This is a genomic window from Providencia alcalifaciens, assembly GCF_020271745.1.
In the GTDB taxonomy this organism is placed as follows: Bacteria; Pseudomonadota; Gammaproteobacteria; order Enterobacterales; family Enterobacteriaceae; genus Providencia; species Providencia alcalifaciens_B.
Genome location: NZ_CP084296.1, coordinates 204022 through 226374, shown reverse-complemented (window position 1 = coordinate 226374; position 22353 = coordinate 204022). Strand labels below are relative to the sequence as shown.

The window sequence follows — 22353 nt, the reverse complement described above, 5'->3', positions numbered from 1 at the left end:
AAAGTAAATATAGTTTTTTGTAAAAGTGCTCATGATATACTACTTTAGTGGTATATGTTTTCATTAATTATAAATTTGACTATTAAAAATAAGGTTTAAATTCGTATTTCATATTTATGAAATGTTAATGAATAATTATAAAACGACCTTATATCTGCATTTCTCAATATTTATACTGTGTTTTTGATGTGAAACGTCAAAGAATGGCTATTTTCTTTATAAGAATGCAAAAAGTTAGTTTACCTACTAGGTAGTATGTATTTTTGATAGTTAGCTAATTAATATCGACTATAAATAATCATATAAAAAGTGCGGTTTATCAGTCTCTTTTAGCAATTTTTGGTTGGGCAATGTAAAGGAAATAAACATGGTTGATATCACTCGTCGGGGAGTTTTAACGGGGGCTTGGCGTAATACTGCACCCGTAATTCGACCACCATGGAGTGGTAGTGAGGCACATTTTATTGAACAGTGCACGCGTTGTAACCAGTGTATCGCGAGTTGCGAAACGGCAATTTTGCAACCGGGTCCTGGTGGCTATCCCATGGTCGATTTTCAGCGTGGTGAATGCACATTCTGTTATGCATGTGCAGAGGCCTGTCCTGAGCCTATATTCCTTCCTCAAAATACCCAGCCTTGGAATATCAAGATTGCCATTGGGCAACACTGTCTGGCGTACAAATCGATTGAATGTCGCCGTTGTGAAGACAGTTGTGAACCTCAAGTGATCGCCTTTCGTCCATCACTGGCCGGTATTTACCAGCCAAATATTGATATGCAGGGTTGTACAGGTTGTGGCGCATGTGTCGCGGGATGTCCTGTATCAGCCATTACCATGGAGCATGAAGATGCACAATAACTGGCAAGTTTGCAGTTTGATTGTTCAAGTCAAAAGTGAACGCATTTCCGCTGTAACCAAAAAATTAGCGAAACAACCTAACTGCGAAGTGGCTATTTCCTCCCCTGAAAATGGCAAGTTAATTGTGGTTGTGGAAGGGGAAGACAGTAAAACGCTTTTAGATACTATCGATTTTATTCGTGATATCGATGGTGTATTGGATGTTTCACTGGTTTATCACCAGCAGGATGAGCAATGTGAGGAAAAAGTATGAAACTCAGTCGTCGTAGCTTTATGAAAGCCAATGCGATAGCGGCCGCTGCTGCGGCGGCAGGCGTTGGCGTACCAAGTATTGCGAAAGCAGTGGTTGGTCAGCAAGAAAGTATTAAATGGGATAAAGCACCTTGCCGTTTCTGCGGTACAGGTTGTGGGGTCTTAGTTGGAACGCAAAACGGGCGTATCGTCGCGAGCCAAGGTGACCCTGAAGCCCCTGTTAACCGTGGTTTGAACTGCATTAAAGGCTATTTCCTACCAAAAATCATGTACGGAAAAGACCGTTTAACTCAACCACTCCTGCGTATGAAAGACGGTGAGTACGATAAAAACGGTGAATTTACCCCAATTACATGGGAAAAAGCCTTTGATGTGATGGAAGAGAAAGTCAAAACCACCCTCAAAGAGAAAGGCCCTGAAGGTATCGGAATGTTTGGTTCCGGTCAGTGGACGGTTTGGGAAGGTTATGCCGCATCCAAACTATTTAAAGGTGGCTTCCGTTCAAACAACTTAGACCCAAATGCGCGTCACTGTATGGCATCGGCGGTTGTCGGCTTTATGCGTACCTTTGGTATGGATGAACCGATGGGCTGTTACGATGATATCGAACATGCAGATGCTTTCGTGCTGTGGGGTTCGAACATGGCGGAAATGCACCCAATTTTATGGTCGCGTATCACCAACCGTCGTCTATCTAACCCTGATGTTCGTGTCGCTGTACTGTCTACATTTAAACACCGTAGCTTCGAATTAGCGGATAACGGCATTGTCTTTACGCCGCAATCAGACTTAGTGATCCTCAACTACATCGCTAACTACATTATTCAAAACAATGCGGTGAATCAGGACTTCCTTGATAAACACGTTAATTTACGTCGTGGGGTTACTGATATTGGTTATGGTTTACGTCCAACCCATCCTTTAGAGCAGAAGGCGAAGAACCCAGGTTCAGATGCGTCTGACCCAATGACATTCGAAGAGTACAAAGCGTTTGTTGCGGAATATACCCTCGATAAAACCGCTGAAATGACGGGTGTTCCGAAAGATCAGTTAGAAGCGTTAGCTAAGCTGTATGCAGATCCTAACGTGAAAGTGGTTTCCTACTGGACAATGGGCTTCAACCAGCACACTCGTGGCGTCTGGGCGAATAACTTGGCGTATAACCTGCACTTATTGACCGGTAAAATTTCTCAGCCAGGTTGTGGGCCGTTCTCCTTAACGGGTCAGCCGTCAGCCTGCGGTACTGCACGTGAAGTGGGGACTTTCTCTCACCGTTTACCTGCCGACATGGTGGTCACCAACGAAAAACACCGTGAAAAAGTGGAAAACGTTTGGAAATTACCAGCGGGAACTATTCCAGAAAAAGTGGGATTACACGCTGTTGCTCAAGACCGCGCATTAAAAGATGGCAAGCTCAATTTCTACTGGGTGATGTGCAATAACAATATGCAGGCGGGCCCAAATATCAATGAAGAGCGTATGCCGGGCTGGCGTGACCCACGTAATTTTATCGTGGTTTCAGACCCATACCCAACTGTCAGCGCACTGTCTGCTGACCTGATTTTACCGACAGCGATGTGGGTAGAAAAAGAAGGGGCATTCGGTAACGCAGAGCGCCGTACACAATTCTGGCGTCAGCAAGTGCCCGCACCAGGGGAAGCTAAATCTGACTTAATGCAGATGGTACTGTTCTCTCGCCGCTTCAAAGCGGAAGACGTTTGGCCGGAAGAGTTATTAGCGAAGAAACCAGAATATCGTGGAAAAACGCTATACGACATTCTGTTTGCTAACGAGGCGGTGACCAAATTCCCGATTACAGAACTGGCTGCTGACCAACTGAATGATGAATCCCGTGAACTCGGCTTCTACCTGCAAAAAGGGCTATTTGAAGAGTATGCAAGTTTCGGCCGCGGTCATGGTCATGACTTAGCGGATTTCGATGCATACCACAAAGCTCGCGGTATCCGCTGGCCAGTTGTGGATGGTAAAGAAACGCAATGGCGCTACAGCGAAGGTAATGACCCTTACGTAAAAGCGGGACAGGGTTATCAATTCTACGGCAAGCCAGATGGTAAAGCGGTAATTTTTGCACTGCCATTTGAACCCGCTGCAGAAGTCCCAGATGCAGAATACGATTTATGGCTATCCACAGGGCGTGTCCTTGAGCATTGGCATACCGGCAGTATGACTCGCCGTGTGCCTGAGTTGCACCGTGCATTCCCTGAGTCCGTCGTGTTTATGAACCCGCTGGATGCGAAAGCGAAAGACTTGCGCCGTGGAGATAAAGTGAAAGTGCTTTCTCGCCGTGGTGAAGTGATCTCAACCGTGGAAACTCGTGGCCGTAACCGTCCACCGAAAGGTTTGATTTATATGGCATTCTTCGATGCATCTCAGTTAGTGAATAACCTCACTCTGGATGCAACGGATCCGCTATCGAAAGAGACGGATTACAAGAAATGTGCAGTTAAAGTGGAAAAGGTGTAATTGCGTATGTCCCAGAAACCGAGTTCCCAGAATAGTCGCCGCCGTTTTTTGCGTGATGTTGCTCGCGCTGCGGGTGGACTGGCGGCTGTTGGTGTGGTACTGGGGCTTCAGCAACAAACCTCCCGAGCGAGCGGAGTGCATCTTCGCCCGCCGGGTGCCTTAGACGAAAGTGCCTTTGCAAGTGCCTGTGTGCGCTGTGGTCAATGTGTGCAAGCGTGTCCTTACGATATGTTGAAACTCGCCACATTGGCGTCTGGCATGGCAGCCGGTACACCGTATTTTATTGCTCGTGAAAACCCGTGTGAAATGTGTGAAGACATTCCTTGTGCCAAAGTGTGCCCAAGTGGTGCGTTGGATAAGGATATTGACTCCATCAATGATGCACGTATGGGGCTGGCAGTGTTACTCGACCAAGAAAACTGCTTGAACTTTCAAGGGTTACGATGCGATGTGTGCTACCGAGTTTGCCCTGTGATTGACGAAGCTATCACACTGGAACTTGAACAAAACCACCGAACGGGTAAACACGCGCGTTTCTTACCGACTGTGAACAGTAATTACTGTACGGGGTGCGGTAAATGCGAACAAGCGTGTGTGCTTGAGGAGTCGGCAATTAAAGTATTGCCACGTTCGCTGGCGAAAGGGGAATTAGGTCACCATTACCGTTTTGGTTGGCTGGAGGGAAACAATGGCAAATCGTAAGCACGATGCCGGACGTGAGGCTCTGGCGAAAAAAGGGTGGTGGGGAAGCCATAAATGGTTGGTATTAAGACGTACCAGTCAGTTGTTAGTGTTAGCCATGTTTTTAAGTGGTCCATGGTTTGGTGTGTGGATCTTACATGGCAACTACAGTAGCAGCTTATTGCTGGATACGATCCCATTGACGGATCCGCTGATTACTCTTGAAAGCTTAGCAAGTGGTTACTTACCGGGGATCTCCGCGTTAATCGGTGCAGGGATTGTTTTCGGGGTGTATGCCCTGTTAGGAAAACGGGTTTTCTGTAGTTGGGTGTGCCCTGTGAATCCGGTCACGGATGCAGCGGCATGGCTACGTCGAAAATTCGAATTCAATCAATCCGCCACGATCCCACGTTACATCCGTTATGTTTTGCTGGGTGTTATTTTGCTGGGATCTGCATTAACAGGTACGCTGCTTTGGGAATGGATTAACCCCGTTTCTCTGATGGGACGTAGTTTGATTTTTGGTTTTGGTAGCGGCGCTTTAGTTTTAATTGCACTATTTTTATTCGATTTATTGGTCGTGGAACATGGTTGGTGTGGTCACTTATGCCCACTCGGCGCACTGTACGGTGTCGCGGGGTGTAAAGGGGCTTTAGTCGTGACCGCCCATAAAAAAGAGCAGTGTAACCGCTGTATGGATTGTTTCCACGTTTGTCCTGAGCCGCAAGTTTTGCGCGTTCCGGTTCTTGATAAACAAGCCCCAGCACAGATCACGGCGAAAGATTGCACAACGTGTGGTCGTTGTATTGATGTCTGTTCTGAGGACGTTTTTAAAATAACACTAAAATGGAGTTCGGGAGCTAAATCATGAAAAACCCTGTCCTGAAAAGAACATTAAGCCGTTGGATAGCGGGTATGGCCGTTGTCGTGAGCAGTTTTGCATGGTCGGCGAATGGCGTCGATCTGACTCAATCACCAGAAGTGTCAGGCACACCAGAAAGTGGCATTCATATTCCGAAAGAGCAGGAAAAAATGGCGCTGAACTACGTTAATCAGCCACCGATGATCCCTCACAGTGTTGAAGGGTATCAAATTACCACGAACACAAACCGTTGTTTGCAGTGCCATGGTGTCGAAAATTATCGTACCACTGGCGCACCACGTATTAGCCCAACACACTTTATGGATGCGACAGGTAAAGTATTAGGTGAAGTGGCACCAAATCGTTATTTCTGCTTACAGTGTCATGTTCCTCAATCTGATACTGCGCCGATTATCGATAATACCTTTACCCCATCTAAAGGCTTCGGGAAATAAGGGGCGGATATGACTAATAAAAGTGATAAACCGGGTATCATTCGCCGGGTTTGGCAGTGGTGGTGGCGTCCAAGCCGTTTAGCGTTAGGCACGTTGTTGATTATCGGTTTTGTCGGCGGTGTTATTTTCTGGGGCGGTTTTAATACCGGAATGGAGAAGGCCAATACGGAAGAGTTCTGTATTAGCTGCCATGAAATGCGTGAAAACGTCTACGAAGAGTATATGGATACCATTCACTATACTAACCGTAGTGGGGTGAGAGCGACATGCCCAGATTGCCACGTACCTCATGAGTTTGTGCCAAAAATGGTGAGAAAAATCAAAGCCAGTAAAGAGCTGTATGGTAAGATTTTTGGCGTGATTGATACACCACAAAAATTTGAAGCACATCGCCTCGAAATGGCGCAGAATGAGTGGCGGCGGATGAAGGATAACAATTCCCAAGAGTGCCGTAACTGTCACAACTTCGACTATATGGATTTTACCGCTCAAAAAAGTGTCGCTGCAAAAATGCATGACCAAGCATTAAAAGACGGAAAAACCTGTATTGATTGCCATAAAGGTATTGCGCATAAGTTACCAGATATGCGGGAAGTGGAACCAGGCTTCTAAGAAATAGGCTAGTTGGCTAATTGAGTCAGCTAGCCTAAGTTGTATTTGTGATAAATCAATAAAATTACGTGGTTTTTGTGTATTGTAGCTAATATTAATGCACAGCATTTTGTGAGACAAATCGGGGCTATTAACTATGTGGAAAAAGCTTCACCAATTAGCAATTCCAATGAACCTATATAAAATATGCGGGCGATTAGCTCCAGTGTTCATTGTGTTAAGTGTGATCTTTCTGGCGGTGGGCTGGGTTTGGGGCTTTGGTTTTGCCCCAACCGATAAAACACAGAGTGATAGCTACCGGATTATATATATTCATGTCCCTGCGGCCATGTGGTCGATGGGGATTTATGCCACGATGGCTATCACGGCGTTCATCGGTCTTGTCTGGCAAATGAAAATTTCTGAGTTAGCCATTGCTGCAATGGCGCCTGTCGGCGCTGTATTCACCTTTATCGCGCTTGTCACTGGCGCCACATGGGGTAAACCGATGTGGGGAGCTTGGTGGGTATGGGATGCGCGCCTAACCTCCGAATTGATCCTATTATTCTTATATGTTGGGGTTATTGCCCTATGGCACGCTTTTGATGACCGCCGTACAGCAGGAAAAGCAGCTGCCATTTTAGTGTTAATTGGGGTGATCAATTTGCCTATTATTCACTACTCAGTTGAGTGGTGGCAAACCCTGCATCAACCATCAACACGTATGCAAGAAAGTATTAATCCGGCTATGCGTACCCCGTTACGTTTAGCTATTTTAGGGTATTTATTCCTATTTATTTCGTTGACGCTAATTCGTCTGCGTAACCAACTGTTAATGTTAGAGCGTAACCGACCTTGGGTACTGGAACTGATGACTAAGCGAGGAAACCGCCATGAACGAGGGAACAACCATGAATAGTGCTTTTGCCTCTTGGAGTGACTTCATCGCCATGGGGGGATATGGATTTTATGTTTGGTTAGCGGTTGCGCTAACCCTTTTGCCATTAGCGGCACTGTGTATCCATACTTATATTCAACGAAAAATGATTTTTAGCGCGATTGTTCAGCAACAAGCGCGTGAAGCAAGACAAAAAGCCGCTAGAGCGCGCAGGGAGGGGATGTGAATATTCGTCGCCGTAACCGACTGTGGTTGGTTTCATCCATTATTTTAGGTGTTGGGCTGACTTTTTCATTGGTGCTATATGCCTTAAGTTCCAGTATCGACCTATTTTATACCCCCGGTGAAGTGATTTACGGGAAGCGAGAAACGCAGAAAGTGCCTGAAGTCGGGCAGCGTTTGCGAGTTGGTGGAATGGTTATGCCCGGCACCGTGGTACGTGATCCTGATTCATTGAAAGTCACCTTTACGGTCTATGATGCAGAAGCTGAAATTGATGTGAGTTATGACGGTATCCTCCCTGATTTATTCAAAGAAGGGCAAGGCGTGGTGGTGCAAGGGGAATTAGAACCGAATAATCATGTGATGGCGAAAGAAGTGTTAGCCAAACATGATGAAAACTACACACCACCAGAAATTGAGCAAGCGATGCAAGAAAACCATAAACGTCCTGCTGCAATGTATAAGGACAATGCATCATGATCCCTGAGATTGGTAATATCCTGTTGTGTCTAGCATTAGGGGTCTCTGTATTACTCTCTTTTTATCCTCTATGGGGTGTGGCGCGTAATGATGCCCGTATGATGGCGGCATCTAGACCATTAGCATGGTTGCTGTTTCTCTGTATTACAGGGGCATTTTTAGTGTTGATTAATGCCTTTGTGGTGAATGATTTCTCCGTCACTTACGTGGCAAATAACTCCAACACGCAATTACCGATTTGGTACCGAGTGGCGGCAACATGGGGCGCACATGAAGGGTCACTGTTGCTGTGGGTGCTGCTAATGAGTGGCTGGACATTTGCTGTGGCGTTATTCAGTTATCGTATGCCTCTGGATATTGTGGCGCGGGTGCTAGCGGTAATGGGAATGGTCAGCGTCGGCTTTTTGCTGTTTATCATTTTTACCTCAAACCCATTCTCTCGCACCTTACCCTCCTTCCCGATTGAAGGTCGTGACTTAAACCCTCTGCTGCAAGATCCGGGACTGATTTTCCACCCACCATTACTGTACATGGGCTATGTGGGCTTCTCGGTGGCGTTTGCCTTCGCGATTGCGGCATTACTCAGTGGTCGCTTAGATAGCTCCTTTACCCGTTTTGCACGCCCTTGGACGCTGGCGGCATGGTTCTTCTTAACGCTGGGGATTATGTTAGGGTCGGCGTGGGCTTACTACGAATTAGGCTGGGGTGGCTGGTGGTTCTGGGATCCGGTAGAAAACGCGTCGTTTATGCCGTGGTTAGTGGGGACGGCCTTAATCCACTCATTATCAGTCACTGAGCAGCGAGCCACCTTCAAAGCATGGTCGCTATTATTGTCGATATTTGCCTTCTCCCTGTGTTTATTGGGTACATTCTTGGTCCGTTCAGGTGTATTGGTTTCGGTGCATGCCTTTGCTTCTGATCCCGCACGAGGGCTATTTATTCTTGCCTTTATGGTGTTAGTGATCGGCGGCTCGTTATTGGTGTTTGCAATACGCGGCCATAAAGTACGTTCTAAGGTCAACAACGCATTATGGTCTCGGGAATCCCTGTTGTTAGGGAATAACGTGATTTTGACAGCCGCCATGTTGGTGGTGTTGTTAGGTACATTGCTGCCGCTTATCCATAAACAAATTGGTTTGGGAACAATTTCGATTGGTGAACCGTTCTTCAACACGATGTTTATTGCCTTGATGGTGCCCTTTGCATTGTTGCTGGGTATTGGACCGCTAGTACGTTGGGGACGTGACCGTCCTGCGGCAATTCGCAAATTGCTGCTAATGGCGTTAGTGTTGACATTCATTCTCTCTTTCTTACTGCCTTGGTTAATGCAAGATAGAGTCGAAGCACTGACGGTGCTGGGCTTAATGATGGCATGCTGGATTGTTATTTTGGCCTTCGCTGAAATGAAGGTACGCATCAGCAAAAAAATCAAACTGACCTCAAGTTATTGGGGAATGGTTTTGGCGCACCTTGGTTTAGCGGTGACTATCGTGGGGATCGCTTTTAGCCAGAATTACAGTATTGAACGTGATGTAAAAATGAAACCCGACGACAGTATTGTCATTCGCGGATATACCTTTGTATTTAATGGGGTACATGAAGCGGATGGGCCAAACTATCAAGGAGTAATTGGCACTATCACCGTGAAAGAGAATGACAAGGTGCTCACCACGCTGCATCCAGAAAAACGTTTTTATAGCACTAGCCGCTCAGTGATGACGGAAGCGGCTATTGATGGCGGGATTACCCGTGATTTATATGCGGCGTTGGGTGAGGAGATCTCCCCAAATGTGTGGACATTGCGTTTGTACTATAAACCGTTTGTCCGCTGGATTTGGGCAGGAGGGGTATTTATGGCAATAGGCGCGTTATGCTGCCTGTGTGACTCGCGTTATCGTCGTCGCAAGCTGCAAGGGGAAGCTGTATGAATCGCAAAGTTTTTTTAATTCCTTTTGTTATCTTTGCGGCGATTGCTGCCGTGCTGTTATGGCAATTAGTACGTAATGCTGAAGGGGATGATCCACGCTTGTTAGAATCCGCCTTGATTGGCAAGCCAGTCCCTGTTTTCCGTTTGGAATCCTTGGAAAATCCTGGGCAGGAATATGACACCGAGGTGCTGATCCAAGGGCAACCTATTCTATTGAATGTATGGGCAACATGGTGCCCGACTTGCCGTGCTGAGCACCAATATTTGAATCAGTTAGCGTCCCAAGGGATCCGCGTTGTGGGGATGAATTATAAAGATGATCGCCAAAAAGCGATCGGCTGGCTGCGCGAATTGGGTAATCCATACGCATTAAGTTTATTCGATGGGCAAGGCATGCTGGGGCTTGATCTCGGTGTATATGGCGCGCCTGAAACCTTTTTAATTGATGGGCAAGGGATTATTCGTTATCGCCATGCGGGTGCGGTTGATGAACGAGTTTGGCAAAACGAGCTGAAGCCGCTGTGGGATCGTTATAGCAAGGAGGCAAATCAATGAAATATGTGATTGCCTTGATGATGTGGGCGCTCAGCGCAGGTGTAAGCTTGGCTTCCACGGAAGTTTTTACATTCGAAAATGAACAGCAAGAGCAGCAATTTCGTAAGTTGGCAGAAGAGTTACGCTGCCCGAAATGCCAAAATAACAGTATTGCCGACTCCAACTCCATGATAGCCCTAGACTTGCGCCAGAAGGTGTATGAGCTGATGCAAGAGGGGAAAAGCCGCGATGAAATCATCGATTATATGGTGGCGAGATACGGTTATTTTGTTACATACAACCCGCCATTAACACCGCTCACTGTGATGTTATGGGGAATGCCATTTGTGGCTATTGCCGTCGGGGGATGGTTGATTTACGCCCGTTCTAAAAAGCGCGTTAGAGCCAGCCAAGTCGCTCAATATGATGATGACGAACCTCTGCCAGAAGCGAGCCGTGTGAGTGCTTGGGTATATATCCCCGGAATTGTGATAGCGCTGGGCGTTGCAGGTGCTGCGTATTATGAAGTGGGTAGCTACAGCAAAGTGAAAGAGTGGAATGTGGCTTATCAGCAAGCGCCAGCATTGTTAGATAGAGCGCTGAATGTCAATGAACTTCCACTGAATAATGAAGAAATGGAGAGCTTGGCTTTAGGCTTACGTACTCGCCTTCAAGAAGATCCACAAAATATTGATGGCTGGGTGATGCTCGGTCGCATTGGGATGGTATTAGGCAACGCCACCATGGCAACGGATGCTTATGGTCGTGCTTACCGCTTATCCCCTGACGATGATGCAGTCGCATTAGGCTATGCGGAGGTATTAACCCGTTCGTCAGACCCAAGTGATAACCAAGAAGGCAATGAGCTACTTAAAAAGCTGATTGCGAAGAACCGGACTAACGTTAAAGCGCTCAGCATATTTGCCTTTAATGCATTCGAACAAGGGCGTTATCCAGAAGCCATTTCGGCATGGCAAATGATGTTAAAACTGCTGCCTGAAAATGATCAGCGCCGAGATATTATAGAACGCAGTGTCGAGCAATCGTTGATGATGCTGCATGAGAAGAAAGAGGCACCGGAAGGGAAATAACGATTTTCGGGGTATCTGGCATTAATCTGATTGAATAAAGGGAGCTTAGGCTCCCTTTATTGTTACAAAGAAGTAATGGCAAGCTTTTACTTATGAATAACCCATTATGATTAACCAATAAAATAGCAAACGAGATCCATTTCAATTAAGTATTTAATGTTTAACAGTAATGTCAAAAAACAATAACAATAATCCTCTTATTACGATACAATCTGCGCCCATCTATAGGCTATGAAACACCGGAAAACCGTTGCATTTACGTCACACAATTCGACAATTTGCCGCTTACCTTGCCTTACTCGCTGTAGCGATGCTGTTCGTTGCGCCATTGATTTCAAAATCAATATCACATATGAACAACTGCTTGATGGGGCATGAGAAAATGGCGGAGCATTCGATGCAGCAGCATCATGAAATGCCATTGTCTGAACATTGCGAAGATGGCGGTGTGATGAACCATATGCTGATGACGGGGGTCGGACAATCACCGATGGAAGACATTGCGTGTGGTTACTGCCAACTACTCGTTCATTTCCCATTTTTGATTTTATTTGTTGCTGTTGTGATCCGCCAATTAGCAACCCTCGCTATCTTTGTTCCTTTCGAACGTTGTATTCAATTACGAATTTTCCGTCCTTGGTCATTGCAGTTAGCTCGCGCACCACCCACGTCCTATTGATTCTTATTTCTTTATTTAACGTAATTTAAAACTGCATTTTGTCTTCAATGGGCAAAACCACTTCGCTTATCCTGAAATTGAGCTTCATTTTCAGGAGGCTAGGCTATTTTTCAAAAGAAGCCGAGTGGTCATTAACCCCTTGAGCCAATAGCAGTAAGAAACAGATAAAAATAGGCTAAAAATGAACTCAATTAATTTTAAATTTGCACCGGTGACTGCGCTGGTAATTTCAGCTATCGCGTCAACATCCACTTTCGCTAAAGAAGAAAATAAAAGTTCAATCACCGATAGCTCGGTCATGATTGTCACCGCGCCAGTGGATTCGCCGTTAACCATTTCGACATCGCCGAAAACCCCAAGACAGCCAGTACCCGCGAGTGATGGCTCTGACTACTTGAAAACGATCCCTGGTTTTTCCCAAATCCGTAACGGTGGTACCAATGGTGACCCTGTTTTTCGCGGCATGTTTGGTTCCCGTCTTAAGATCATGACGAATGACAGTGAAATGTTGGGAGCGTGTCCTTCCCGTATGGATGCACCGACGTCCTATATTTCACCAGAAAACTTTGACTTGCTTACCATGGTGAAAGGGCCGCAAACCGTATTATGGGGGCCTGGAAACTCAGCGGGTACTGTACGTTTTGAGCGTGAAAAGCCTATCTTTACCAAGGGGGGCGTTCAAGGGAATGCGAGCGCATTGACAGCATCAAACCAGCGTTGGGATGCTAATGCGGATGTAAGCTTGGGAAATGAGAAAGGTTATGTACGCCTGACGGGCAATAAATCACGCTCTAATGACTATAAAGATGGTAACGGGGACAAAGTACCGTCTAAATGGGATAAATGGAATGCGGACGTTGCAGTGGGCTGGACGCCGGATGAATACACATTATTCGAGCTTTCCGCTGGGAAAGGTGATGGTGAAGCGCGATATGCAGGACGAGGAATGGATGGCTCTCAATTCAAGCGTGAAAGTTTAGGATTGCGTTTCGAGAAAAGCAATATCGGTGAAGTATTCGATAAAATCGAAGGGAATGTGTATTACAACTACGCTGACCATATTATGGATAACTACTCACTGCGTAGCCCAACGAGCACAATGGGATCAGGCGGCGGGCATATGAGCAGTGGTCATGGCGGCCACGGCATGATGATGAATATGCCAATGAAAATGCGTGTTGACCGTGAGACGATGGGCGGTCGAGTCATGGGGACGTGGTTATGGAGTGATTATGAGCTGCGTGCTGGGGCAGATATGCAGACCAATAAGCACCGTAAAAACAGCAATAATAGCTGGAAAAAAGATGCACAATTCCAAGATTATGGGGTATTTAGTGAGGTCACTTGGACGGCGAGCGAGCAAAGTAAGGTGATTGGTGGTGGACGTTTAGATCGCGTATTGGTGGATAATTACACTGATGTAGGGGCATCAGGTCGTAACACGGTCATGCCAGCAGGTTTTGTTCGCTATGAACATGCATTACCTGAAACGCCAGTGATGTTGTACGCAGGGGTGGGGTATACAGAAAGATTCCCTGATTATTGGGAGTTGTTCTCGCCAAAAATGGGGCCAAATGGCAGCAAAAATGTTTTCGACAACGTGAAAACCGAGAAAACGACACAGTTAGATATTGGTGCGAAATACAGTGATGATAAAGCCAATGCATGGGTTTCTGCTTATGTAGGGCGTGTCGATGACTTTATTTTATTCCGCTATAGCCCAACTAACGCCAGAATGAGCCAAGTTGAAAACGTCAATGCGATGATCATGGGCGGTGAAATGGGCGTGGCTTATCAACTGAGTGATGAATGGAAAGCGGATGCGAGTCTTGCGTATTCTTGGGGAAAAAATAGAACTGATGGGCGTGCGTTACCCCAAATGCCGCCGTTGGAAAGCCGCTTAGGTTTAACGTGGGAAAAAGGAGATTGGACAACAACGGGGTTGGTGCGCATGGTGAGTCGCCAAGATCGCGTGGCAATCAACGAAGGTAATGTTGTCGGAAAAGACTTCAGTGAGAGTGCAGGCTTTACGGTATTTTCGATGAATACTGCGTATCGTATTAATGACAGTGTAAAACTGAGCGCGGGAGTCGATAATTTGTTTGATAAAACCTACAGTGAGCACTTGAACTTAGCAGGTAATAGCGGATTTGGTTATTCGTCCAATAGCCCTGTTAATGAGCCGGGTAGAACATTCTGGGGTAAACTGAACGTCACGTTCTAATTTATTCAGCACTGAATTAAGCTAACAACCCGTGTAAAAGCGGGTTGTTAGTTTTTATGCGATAATAGGAACTATGCAATCACAGGAACTATGCAATCACAGGAACTATGCAATCACAGGAACTATGCAATCACAGGAATATAGTAATTCAGTTCTTGGATGTAAGTATGAGGGTGGCTAACAAAGTCTTCATAAGTTGGTGTTGATTTTAAAACATAATGTTCGATATCAGCCCCTAAGCCGCGAGCTATATCCATCTCAGCCAGTACTTTTCCATAAGCGGTATAAATAATGTCGTTATAGTCAGTGCCTTGCAAACTACCTATAAATTTAATTTGCAAATAATTGCCAGCGGGAACCATCAGTTTTTTAGTAAATGGTAGTATGACGTCAAGATCGTTTTCATCAAATGCCGTGGAGTAGAGAAAGCGACCTTCTTCATCGGAGCTTGTATCGACACCGTGGACAGCATACAAATTTTTGGTAACAATCTTGTTTTTATCTAAAAAGTTTTTCCAATACTGGCGTCGTAATTCTTCTGTTTTTAAGTTCCACTCATTAATGCCTTGTGTGTAGCGATGCGTCATACCCATTAAATGGATCTCTTTTAATTCAACTAACTCCACATGAGCTTCGAGTTCTTTACTTTCACGTAGAGGAAGGCAGAATCCTTCAATATGCCAGCCAGAGCGTTTACGATATTCTGAAGGCGTTACACCAAACTGTTTCTTGAATGCACGACAAAAAGTTTGTTGTGAATCAAAACGATAGCGTAGTGAAATATCCATGATGCTATCGCTCGTTAAGCGTAAAGCAACCGCAGAACAGGATAAACGACGAGCGCGAATATACGCGCCTAACGCGAGGCCTGTTTGGGTTTTAAATAATCGTTGAAAGTGCCATTTAGTGTATCCAGATTTATCAGCAACGGTATCAAGGGAGAGCCGCGACTCTAAATTTTGTTCGATCCAGAGAATGATTTCCCTGATAACACTTTCTTGTAGCATGGTTACCTTTCCAGTCACTTTTGCAACAGGCGTTATTTTAAGCGCCAAATCTGAGCATTTAAAGTTAGATAAAACTTATCGTAATTGAACATAGGATAGCATGTCTACTGACAACTTTTTTGTAAGCAATGTGAAGTTAGGTAAGTTTTAATCAGGTTTTTACACTCTAAATGATGGGTGGTTAGCTTATTGAACAGAGATAATGTATTAGGAATACGCTGAATTTTTGATAGGGCACAACGCATTTTTTGTTAACTGAGTAGTTATGCAAACGCAATGGTATTGATACAAATAGAACAAAATTAATTAACAAATGAATGGGGTTAAAGCAAATATTCAATAGGTTACTCGATTCAGTTGGTGGGGATATAGTTCAATCGTTATTCCTTAATATTCATACGTTGTATAACAAAATGGGTTATTTGAGAAAAGTTAAATAAATGATAAAAAATGATTCTGATAGTGATAGATGATTTAGTCAGGTATTATATAGAATATTTCTTATTGTTTAAGTGAATATGTCATTAGTAGATGATTATAAAATATAAGAATAAACTTAAGTATATAAACGTAAATTATCATTATTTGAAAAAATCTAAGATAAATCTTGATCATTGTTTTTGTGATTTTGTAATATATCCATACCGTGAATCATCATTAAATGAGTAATTAAATTTTTGCTTCATTATTTTATGGACGTGATAAGTAAATATACACAGGTATTAATCCGATTTTTATGTGATTACTATCACGATTTTATTTTTATATTACATGGATGATTGGTTTTATTTGTAATTAAAATCAATCTATTGCAGTTTTAAGCGAAAGATATCTATTTATGAATGTCACTAAATGATGTGATGTATGTCGTGTTTTATTAACATAAGTCAATTAATTCAACTTGGTGTGATGATAATTTAGCTGCCCTCATAATTGGTATTCAATCTAATAGTAAAAGGAGTATTTATGAATGAAAATGAAATTGCGAAAAAGCTAGGGATTAAGATCCGTATGCAAAGAGAGAGTCATAAAATGAGTCTTCAGCAAGCAGCTGATTTAATTGGTGTCTCTGAGGATGAAATGAATCGTTTCGAGAGTGGAGAAAGCTGCATTGATGTTGATTCTCTTTTTCAATTTGCGTATTTATTTAACTTGGAACCCGCATCATTCTTATATGGTGTTGTGAACATAAATAGTGGCGTGCGTAGTACAATTCACTAAAATATCAGTGAGTTATATTTTTATCATTTATTTTTAAAGGTTAATTATCACTAGGAAAGTAAAAAAATTCTATTTTCGAGACTGTTTTGATAAAAGAGATACCATGAATTTAATCGTCTGACCGGAAGAGATTATCTGTTTTACCATTATAGGTTGTTTCTTCCGGCTTAATACTCTGTTTTACTACTATAGGTTGTTTTTTTAGGCATAATACACGGTTTTTGGATTATACTTTCATACTATTGTTTACATACAATGACTGCCTATTATAAATAATCTTATAAAGCTCATCAAAATTATCGCATCTAAAAATAAAATAAAACTCTAGTCTTAATGTGAATTAATGAAGCACAAATCTAAATTATATCGATGGATAAATTTAACTTTATCCGAGTAATAACAGTCCTAATTTAATAATTTATAAGTAAATAGTCATATTTTTATACGGGAATATACGAATATTTATTAAACGTTAACGATTGTATTACTTTTTATGTTAAACAAATAAATAGATACATTTAGTCATGATTTATTCGTGATCCATTTATCAATATTAATATGCAGCTGTAAACTGCTGACGAATAAATTGTGGGCGCTCTATCTCATCTAATATCGCCACTGCTAAATCCTGAACGGATATTTTTGCAGGGGTATTTCCGTTCATTAATAGCTGTTTTCCGCCAAGGCGAAATGTTTCTGTCCGAGCGCCATCTTCAAGCATTGCGGCAGGAGAAACAAAGGTCCAATCTAAGCTATCGAGAGATTCCAACGTCGTTTTAAATTCTTTGACTGCTTGGGCTCCGGGCCAGATATTGGCTGGAAAATCGGGGGAATCGAGCAATAAGACACCAGGGGCGATTTCTAAGCATCCGGCACCACCAACCACAATAAATCGTTTTATACCTGCTTTTTTTACGGCCTCTAAGATCGCTTGGTTACCAGCAACAGTATCGCGGTACAGGTTAGGGTTACTCCATCCACCATTAAATGCGCTAAGTGCCACATCTTGACCTTTAAGCCGAGATGTTAGCCATGCCACATCCGTAATATCTCCGGATTCAGCAATTAAATGAGCATGTTGAGGAAGTTGATTGCTGTGACGAGAAATCGCAGTGACTTGATGGTGACGCATTAAGGCTTCAGAAACCAACGCCTTACCAACAAAACCCGTGGCTCCTAGAATCGATATTTTCATGTTTAGCTCCAGCAGCCTTTCATTTGTCAGGCTTGATGAATATTAATGAAAGTATAGAGCATGAAAATTTATTTAGTTATTTTTTATCTAAACTCTAGAGCAAAAAAATCAATCACATGGGAGGCCCTTTACTGAAATTCGGGGGACAGCCCCACGGAAAAGTCCTATGAAACTTGTCGTAATGGTTCAGCTATCGTCATAGAGAGGATCAAATCGCTGATAATGACGAAATCATGCTATTGGATCGCTATGTCTTGCGCATGGCGGGTTAACCATTGATTGAGTCATTGGTGGCTGCGCTCAATACCGTTTTATTGGTATTTTTCTAATCAAACATGGGCAGCTGACGATATAAATTAGTTGTTACTTCCACATCCGTTACGCGTGGAAATGGGTATTGAGCGTGATGAAAATGGGTTATTAACAATTGCTGTTCGTACAGATTTACAGGGTTGTAAAGGTCGAATGTTAGTATGGTGGTTTACCTTTTTTGAGGCTTCAGCTCATGAAAAAGCCATAAAGTAGGGGATATTTTCGGCGTAGTTTGCTCTTCGATTGGTTTTGCATTACGTAGCCGTTTCTTGCCATCGTTGTATTACGGCGAGCACCCAGATGGAGGAAATGGGCCATTAATCATGGTGAAGTAGGGGAGAGCTTAAATGAGATATCAACATGATAAAAATATAAACAAAGTCTGGATGGTTAGCGCTATCCCTCTGAATCGCGTTAGCTTTCCGGTTTTTTTTCTCTAAACAGTTTCAAGATAATACTGGTAATGATAGCGATAGCGCCACCTAAGGCAGTTTCAAGAACTCGGTCAAATAGTAAGGTATAGACAGGGTGATGCCAATAAACCACTTGTTCAAGAACCGAGAGGATTAGACTGGTGACGACAAAAGTCATAAAGGTATAGCCGTGATGAAAACTCATTGGCAGCAAAAAGGCGAAAACTAAAATAGCCACTAGACCAATATAAGGCATCAACGGGGTATTAAATAATAGGAATAGGAATAACACGGAAATTAAGCTACCTGCCACCCGTTGCAGTGTAATGTGCACAATACTTTCAGATTTTGGGTGTAATACAAAAACGAAAGTCAGCAATGTCCAATAGAAATGCCCTAAGTCTATCATCCGAGGAATAGCCAAAGTTAATAGTAATCCAATGGCATAGGTCATTGACCGTGGGATAATATTTTTACGTAGGGTAAATAAATTTTTTTCCACGGAAAGTGGCGTAATAATGGAATGGCGAGTCATTTTATGACTGAGAAAATAATAGGTGAGCAAGGTGACGCCACTACCAATTAAAAAACCTAAGGTCAGGCTTTTTGACACTTCAGGCAAGATTGTGCCAATGGTGGACATGATAATCATGAATTTCATGGTTAAGTCCATGACAGGATCTGTGCCATAGAGCTGATAATAGATAAATGAAAATATAGCCAGATAAATATAAAACCCAGTGCCTAAACGTAGCGTATCGCCAATATAGATAGCGACTAAAATCATGGATAGCCAAAAAGCAGTATAGAAGTAATTTTTATATTCTTTAGCTGCGTTAAATAGGTTAAATGAGTAGAGCGTCGAAAATGCTGCCCACATGGCGGCCTGAACATCGATCAGTGCGAGTGCAGTGAGGGCACTTAAAACTAAGCAGCTACTGAACAGAATTCCGTCATGGATGGCAGGGATTTTCTTCATATTATGATGCTCAAAATTCGTTATATAACCATTTAATTATTAAGAATATTCCATGATAACATACTGCTGTTTGAAGATAAATTTCCCCTTCAATAACGTATGAATCTTTGTTTTTGATGGTACAAATAAAGATGTTGATTATGCGTGAATGTATTCATCTATCTGAAAAAATGCATAATAGCGCAGAGCGAGAGCAATTTGTCGTCATGATAAGGAAGAATAAATGCAAATAATTAATCCCCATGATTTTGTTTGGGTCAGTAGTAATAACGATGTCCCTCTTGATACTCTGCCGGAATGGGTTCAAACGCAGTGGAATAGTAAACTCCCCCTTATTGTACACCGAGAAAAAGCTGATGAAAATCAATTAACTGTGGCTATTCGTGGTATTAAGCCTCATCAGCGAGTGACGACCCAAATTTCAAAATCGGCGATTACGCACATTATGAATGTGGAATCTTTAGTATCGAATTCCATTGAGCTGCAACGTTCGATGTTTATTGCGTTACCGCCTATCCAAGTTTTGTTACTAATTTCTCAGCACAATTGGCCTTGGAAATGGGGCGTGACGGGTAGCTGCGCTTATACACTGGCGACAGATATTCAAAGTATGCTGACAGATTGCGATCTGGATGTTGTGATCCGCTGCCCAACTCGTCAGCAAAAAGAAGATTTTGCGCAATTTGCGATTAAAGCGAATACGCCATATTGCCCAATTGATATTCATGTGGAAACACCGAAAGGCGGATTTTCTTTAGCGGAATGGTTTAAAAATGACCAAGTGACGCTGCACACCCCGACGGGGGATGTGATGACCGCAGATCCTTGGGATGAAAGTCTGTAGGTGATTTGCCACTAAAATAAGCAGGTTAGGTCTGTTTTTTGTTCGGATTGCTCAAAAATCAATTTTGATGCCCGTGCAGATGTTTTTTTAGTAATCAAAACAGCGTGATGGTAGATATTTAGAACAATAGGGTTATTGCTAACCCTATTTTGACGTTTTTTTGAAAATTAGTGTTGGATAGACGGCTAAATTTTTCGTGGCTACTTTTGCCATTTTCGAAGAAGCAAATATTCTCTTGAAAAGGGTTTGCCATGTTTTTAACAGGAGACAAACTTTTAGAGACCATGAGGAATAATTTTTGTTGGCAATCCATAATGTATACATACGCTAGCCTCTAAGAATGAAGAAAAAATAACTCATAGGCAGAGTATCAATTTAGCAGGAATAGAAAAAATTAGGTTAATTTATTCATTGAAATAAAAATATCACCTACCTATTTTAGAAAAGCTGAACTATATTTATAACAAATTTCTCTATCATATTAAGATAGGTAATAAGAAAAACAGCAGGTTAAATAATTCTACAATCTATTAGGTGTAATCTATTTACATAAATAGAATATTCTTTATTAAAGCTTTACGCTTGTAATAATAAAAATTACCTCTTTTTTATCATGATGATGATACTATTTGAATATCTTCGACAAAATATTTGTTTAACTTTAGGATAGGAATAAAGCCAGATTAACCTTATGATTATTCCCTCTTGGTAAAACAAGTAATTACCTTTAAAACTATATGGTTTTTAAACTATGCAATGGAAAAATAACACAACTCGTTATGGGCACCTTTCGCTGCTCATTCATTGGTTGGTCGCAATTGTCGTATATGGAATGTTTGCATTAGGCTTATGGATGGTGTCATTAGGCTATTATGACACCTGGTATCATCAAGCCCCTGAAATACATAAAAGCATAGGAATGTTGCTATTCTTTATCATGCTTTTTCGTGTGGTTTGGCGATGGATTTCTCCACCACCTAAGCCGTTATCGAGCTATAGCAAATTAACGAAATTTGCTTCAATTACGGTTCAGATTTTAATTTATATTATTTTATTCTCTATTTTGATCAGCGGTTATTTAATTTCAACCGCGGATGGACAAGCAATAAGTGTATTTGGTTGGTTTGACGTGCCTGCATTATTTACAGGTGCAGCAGAACAAGCGGATACAGCAGGTGAAATTCATCTTTATTTAGCTTGGGCTGTTGTTTTGTTATCTGTTCTGCATGCATTTGCAGCTTTAAAACACCATTTCTTTGATGGTGATATTACTTTAAAAAGAATGCTGGGTTTTAACCCCGATAAATAACGTGGAGAGAGTTATGTTAAAAAAATCTATTTTAGGTCTTGCATCTGGTGCTTTGTTATTAACAGCCGGCTCTGCTTTTGCAGAAACTTACACATTCGATAAACAAGGCCAACACGCATTTATTGAATTTCGTATTCAACATTTAGGCTACAGCTGGTTATACGGTAGCTTTAAAGATTTTGATGGTAACTTTACTTACGACGCGAAAGATCCGGCGAAAGATAAAGTTGAAGTGACGATTAAAACTGGCAGCATCGACACTAACCACGCAGAGCGTGATAAGCATTTACGTAGCCCAGATTTCTTAAATGCAGCAAAATTCCCAGAAGCAAAATTTGTATCTACAGAAGTGAAAAAAGAGGGTGACAAATACCTCGTAACAGGGGACTTCACCTTAAACGGCGTGACGAAGCCAATCACTTTGGATGCGAAATTAACAGGTGAAGGTAAAGATCCTTGGGGTGGTTACCGCGCAGGCTTCGAAGCGAAAGGGAACATTAAACTGAAAGAGTTTAATATCAAATCTGATTTAGGTCCTAAATCGCAAGAAGTTGAATTAATGCTGTCTGTTGAAGGTGTTCAAGTTAAGTAATTCGCATTTTTCGAATGCTTTTCCTTCGATTTTTCAAAACCGCAGAGACTGAAATAAGTGTCTGCGGTTTTTTCATTCTTAATTCCGATGGGAATTGTTAATTTTCTGCTTTTTTCTTCGTATTTACTCTTATTCCTATAGCGATATGGGCGCATTCACGACTAGAATACTAAGAGTTTATTATTAGTATTCGTTTTTTGGTTTTTGTTTTTAAAAGACAGATAGTTAAAAGACAAATTGTT

General features: G+C 42.6%; 22 protein-coding genes and 2 pseudogenes. 20 read left to right on the top strand and 4 right to left on the bottom strand.

Features of this window, described 5'->3' with window-relative positions; all coding sequences use genetic code 11:
• Positions 1-367 precede the first annotated feature (367 nt).
• The 15 genes from napF to LDO51_RS00940 all read left to right on the top strand — a co-directional run bounded on the left by napF (position 368) and on the right by LDO51_RS00940 (position 14239).
• The gene (napF, locus tag LDO51_RS01010) at positions 368-859 is read left to right on the top strand and encodes a ferredoxin-type protein NapF (RefSeq protein ID WP_225576029.1); all 492 of its coding nucleotides are present in this window, start codon (positions 368-370) and stop codon (positions 857-859) included.
• Complete coding sequence (gene napD / locus LDO51_RS01005; RefSeq protein WP_225576028.1) at positions 849-1112, top strand: chaperone NapD; 264 nt, start codon at positions 849-851, stop codon at positions 1110-1112. The genes napF and napD overlap by 11 nt, the downstream gene beginning before the upstream one ends.
• The gene (gene napA / locus LDO51_RS01000) at positions 1109-3595 is read left to right on the top strand and encodes a nitrate reductase catalytic subunit NapA (RefSeq protein ID WP_225576027.1); all 2487 of its coding nucleotides are present in this window, start codon (positions 1109-1111) and stop codon (positions 3593-3595) included. Before napD ends, napA begins: the two co-directional genes overlap by 4 nt.
• 6 nt (positions 3596-3601) lie before the next feature.
• Positions 3602-4297: a ferredoxin-type protein NapG gene (napG, locus tag LDO51_RS00995; RefSeq protein ID WP_225576026.1), complete on the top strand. Its 696-nt coding sequence runs from the start codon at positions 3602-3604 to the stop codon at positions 4295-4297.
• Positions 4284-5147: a quinol dehydrogenase ferredoxin subunit NapH gene (gene napH / locus LDO51_RS00990; protein ID WP_006660698.1), complete on the top strand. Its 864-nt coding sequence runs from the start codon at positions 4284-4286 to the stop codon at positions 5145-5147. The genes napG and napH overlap by 14 nt, the downstream gene beginning before the upstream one ends.
• Positions 5144-5593 (top strand): nitrate reductase cytochrome c-type subunit, encoded by a 450-nt coding sequence (napB, locus tag LDO51_RS00985; RefSeq protein WP_225576025.1) that lies wholly within the window; start codon positions 5144-5146, stop codon positions 5591-5593. The genes napH and napB overlap by 4 nt, the downstream gene beginning before the upstream one ends.
• A gap of 9 nt (positions 5594-5602) precedes the next feature.
• Positions 5603-6205: a cytochrome c-type protein NapC gene (napC, locus tag LDO51_RS00980; protein WP_036952097.1), complete on the top strand. Its 603-nt coding sequence runs from the start codon at positions 5603-5605 to the stop codon at positions 6203-6205.
• A 136-nt stretch (positions 6206-6341) separates the two neighbouring features.
• Positions 6342-7103 (top strand): heme ABC transporter permease, encoded by a 762-nt coding sequence (locus LDO51_RS00975; RefSeq protein WP_225576024.1) that lies wholly within the window; start codon positions 6342-6344, stop codon positions 7101-7103.
• Entirely contained in the window at positions 7096-7308 is a 213-nt protein-coding gene (ccmD, locus tag LDO51_RS00970; RefSeq protein ID WP_036952095.1) for a heme exporter protein CcmD, read from the top strand. Before LDO51_RS00975 ends, ccmD begins: the two co-directional genes overlap by 8 nt.
• Positions 7305-7784, top strand: a complete 480-nt coding sequence (gene ccmE, locus LDO51_RS00965) for a cytochrome c maturation protein CcmE (RefSeq protein WP_224058332.1) — start codon at positions 7305-7307, stop codon at positions 7782-7784. The genes ccmD and ccmE overlap by 4 nt, the downstream gene beginning before the upstream one ends.
• Positions 7781-9712: a heme lyase CcmF/NrfE family subunit gene (locus tag LDO51_RS00960; RefSeq protein ID WP_225576023.1), complete on the top strand. Its 1932-nt coding sequence runs from the start codon at positions 7781-7783 to the stop codon at positions 9710-9712. The genes ccmE and LDO51_RS00960 overlap by 4 nt, the downstream gene beginning before the upstream one ends.
• Positions 9709-10266: a thiol:disulfide interchange protein DsbE gene (dsbE, locus tag LDO51_RS00955; protein WP_225576022.1), complete on the top strand. Its 558-nt coding sequence runs from the start codon at positions 9709-9711 to the stop codon at positions 10264-10266. Before LDO51_RS00960 ends, dsbE begins: the two co-directional genes overlap by 4 nt.
• A complete protein-coding gene (locus LDO51_RS00950; protein WP_225576021.1) occupies positions 10263-11336 on the top strand; it encodes a cytochrome c-type biogenesis protein CcmH in 1074 nt (357 codons plus the stop codon). Before dsbE ends, LDO51_RS00950 begins: the two co-directional genes overlap by 4 nt.
• 250 nt (positions 11337-11586) lie before the next feature.
• Positions 11587-12015: a DUF2946 domain-containing protein gene (locus LDO51_RS00945; protein WP_225576020.1), complete on the top strand. Its 429-nt coding sequence runs from the start codon at positions 11587-11589 to the stop codon at positions 12013-12015.
• 181 nt (positions 12016-12196) lie between these two features.
• Positions 12197-14239: a TonB-dependent copper receptor gene (locus LDO51_RS00940; RefSeq protein WP_225576019.1), complete on the top strand. Its 2043-nt coding sequence runs from the start codon at positions 12197-12199 to the stop codon at positions 14237-14239.
• Positions 14240-14361: 122 nt separating this feature from the next.
• Here the strand turns inward: LDO51_RS00940 and LDO51_RS00935 are convergent, their stop codons facing one another.
• Positions 14362-15246, bottom strand: a complete 885-nt coding sequence (locus LDO51_RS00935; protein WP_225576018.1) for a helix-turn-helix domain-containing protein — start codon at positions 15244-15246, stop codon at positions 14362-14364.
• Positions 15247-16212: 966 nt separating this feature from the next.
• Between LDO51_RS00935 and LDO51_RS00930 the strand changes: the two genes are divergently transcribed.
• Positions 16213-16467, top strand: a complete 255-nt coding sequence (locus LDO51_RS00930; RefSeq protein WP_225576017.1) for a helix-turn-helix domain-containing protein — start codon at positions 16213-16215, stop codon at positions 16465-16467.
• A gap of 553 nt (positions 16468-17020) precedes the next feature.
• On the opposite strand, the gene LDO51_RS00925 is transcribed toward LDO51_RS00930, so the two are convergent.
• Positions 17021-17662, bottom strand: a complete 642-nt coding sequence (locus tag LDO51_RS00925; protein WP_225576016.1) for an NAD(P)-dependent oxidoreductase — start codon at positions 17660-17662, stop codon at positions 17021-17023.
• Between the two features lie 360 nt (positions 17663-18022).
• Between LDO51_RS00925 and LDO51_RS00920 the strand changes: the two are divergent.
• A pseudogene (locus LDO51_RS00920) lies at positions 18023-18169 on the top strand (DAPG hydrolase family protein); the annotation flags it as partial.
• A gap of 219 nt (positions 18170-18388) precedes the next feature.
• On the opposite strand, the gene LDO51_RS00915 reads toward LDO51_RS00920, so the two are convergent.
• The gene (locus tag LDO51_RS00915) at positions 18389-19366 is read right to left on the bottom strand and encodes an FUSC family protein (protein ID WP_225576014.1); all 978 of its coding nucleotides are present in this window, start codon (positions 19364-19366) and stop codon (positions 18389-18391) included.
• A gap of 223 nt (positions 19367-19589) precedes the next feature.
• On the opposite strand from LDO51_RS00915, the gene LDO51_RS00910 reads away from it, so the two are divergent.
• The gene (locus LDO51_RS00910; RefSeq protein WP_225576013.1) at positions 19590-20210 is read left to right on the top strand and encodes a malonate decarboxylase holo-ACP synthase; all 621 of its coding nucleotides are present in this window, start codon (positions 19590-19592) and stop codon (positions 20208-20210) included.
• Between the two features lie 175 nt (positions 20211-20385).
• On the opposite strand, the pseudogene LDO51_RS00905 reads toward LDO51_RS00910, so the two are convergent.
• Positions 20386-20534, bottom strand: a pseudogene (locus tag LDO51_RS00905) (glutathione S-transferase); the annotation flags it as partial.
• A gap of 427 nt (positions 20535-20961) precedes the next feature.
• On the opposite strand from LDO51_RS00905, the gene LDO51_RS00900 reads away from it, so the two are divergent.
• Both LDO51_RS00900 and LDO51_RS00895 read left to right on the top strand, forming a co-directional pair.
• Positions 20962-21519, top strand: a complete 558-nt coding sequence (locus tag LDO51_RS00900) for a cytochrome b (RefSeq protein WP_225576012.1) — start codon at positions 20962-20964, stop codon at positions 21517-21519.
• A gap of 13 nt (positions 21520-21532) precedes the next feature.
• Positions 21533-22111 carry a YceI family protein gene (locus LDO51_RS00895; RefSeq protein WP_225576011.1) on the top strand — a complete coding sequence of 193 codons (579 nt, stop codon included), beginning with the start codon at positions 21533-21535 and terminating at the stop codon, positions 22109-22111.
• Positions 22112-22353: the final 242 nt, after the last annotated feature.

What these genes read in the sequence shown, in the direction of transcription:
- napD (WP_225576028.1), top strand. Translation starts at nt 849, where the DNA reads ATGCACAATAACTGGCAAGTTTGCAGTTTGATTGTTCAAGTCAAAAGT.
- napG (WP_225576026.1), top strand. Translation starts at nt 3,602, where the DNA reads ATGTCCCAGAAACCGAGTTCCCAGAATAGTCGCCGCCGTTTTTTGCGT.
- napF (WP_225576029.1), top strand. Translation starts at nt 368, where the DNA reads ATGGTTGATATCACTCGTCGGGGAGTTTTAACGGGGGCTTGGCGTAAT.
- LDO51_RS00950 (WP_225576021.1), top strand. Translation starts at nt 10,263, where the DNA reads ATGAAATATGTGATTGCCTTGATGATGTGGGCGCTCAGCGCAGGTGTA.
- LDO51_RS00960 (WP_225576023.1), top strand. Translation starts at nt 7,781, where the DNA reads ATGATCCCTGAGATTGGTAATATCCTGTTGTGTCTAGCATTAGGGGTC.
- LDO51_RS00895 (WP_225576011.1), top strand. Translation starts at nt 21,533, where the DNA reads ATGTTAAAAAAATCTATTTTAGGTCTTGCATCTGGTGCTTTGTTATTA.
- napB (WP_225576025.1), top strand. Translation starts at nt 5,144, where the DNA reads ATGAAAAACCCTGTCCTGAAAAGAACATTAAGCCGTTGGATAGCGGGT.
- LDO51_RS00925 (WP_225576016.1), bottom strand. Translation starts at nt 17,662, where the DNA reads ATGAAAATATCGATTCTAGGAGCCACGGGTTTTGTTGGTAAGGCGTTG.
- LDO51_RS00900 (WP_225576012.1), top strand. Translation starts at nt 20,962, where the DNA reads ATGCAATGGAAAAATAACACAACTCGTTATGGGCACCTTTCGCTGCTC.
- LDO51_RS00910 (WP_225576013.1), top strand. Translation starts at nt 19,590, where the DNA reads ATGCAAATAATTAATCCCCATGATTTTGTTTGGGTCAGTAGTAATAAC.
- LDO51_RS00975 (WP_225576024.1), top strand. Translation starts at nt 6,342, where the DNA reads ATGTGGAAAAAGCTTCACCAATTAGCAATTCCAATGAACCTATATAAA.
- LDO51_RS00935 (WP_225576018.1), bottom strand. Translation starts at nt 15,246, where the DNA reads ATGCTACAAGAAAGTGTTATCAGGGAAATCATTCTCTGGATCGAACAA.
- ccmD (WP_036952095.1), top strand. Translation starts at nt 7,096, where the DNA reads ATGAATAGTGCTTTTGCCTCTTGGAGTGACTTCATCGCCATGGGGGGA.
- LDO51_RS00930 (WP_225576017.1), top strand. Translation starts at nt 16,213, where the DNA reads ATGAATGAAAATGAAATTGCGAAAAAGCTAGGGATTAAGATCCGTATG.
- LDO51_RS00940 (WP_225576019.1), top strand. Translation starts at nt 12,197, where the DNA reads ATGAACTCAATTAATTTTAAATTTGCACCGGTGACTGCGCTGGTAATT.
- napA (WP_225576027.1), top strand. Translation starts at nt 1,109, where the DNA reads ATGAAACTCAGTCGTCGTAGCTTTATGAAAGCCAATGCGATAGCGGCC.
- dsbE (WP_225576022.1), top strand. Translation starts at nt 9,709, where the DNA reads ATGAATCGCAAAGTTTTTTTAATTCCTTTTGTTATCTTTGCGGCGATT.
- LDO51_RS00915 (WP_225576014.1), bottom strand. Translation starts at nt 19,366, where the DNA reads ATGAAGAAAATCCCTGCCATCCATGACGGAATTCTGTTCAGTAGCTGC.
- napH (WP_006660698.1), top strand. Translation starts at nt 4,284, where the DNA reads ATGGCAAATCGTAAGCACGATGCCGGACGTGAGGCTCTGGCGAAAAAA.
- napC (WP_036952097.1), top strand. Translation starts at nt 5,603, where the DNA reads ATGACTAATAAAAGTGATAAACCGGGTATCATTCGCCGGGTTTGGCAG.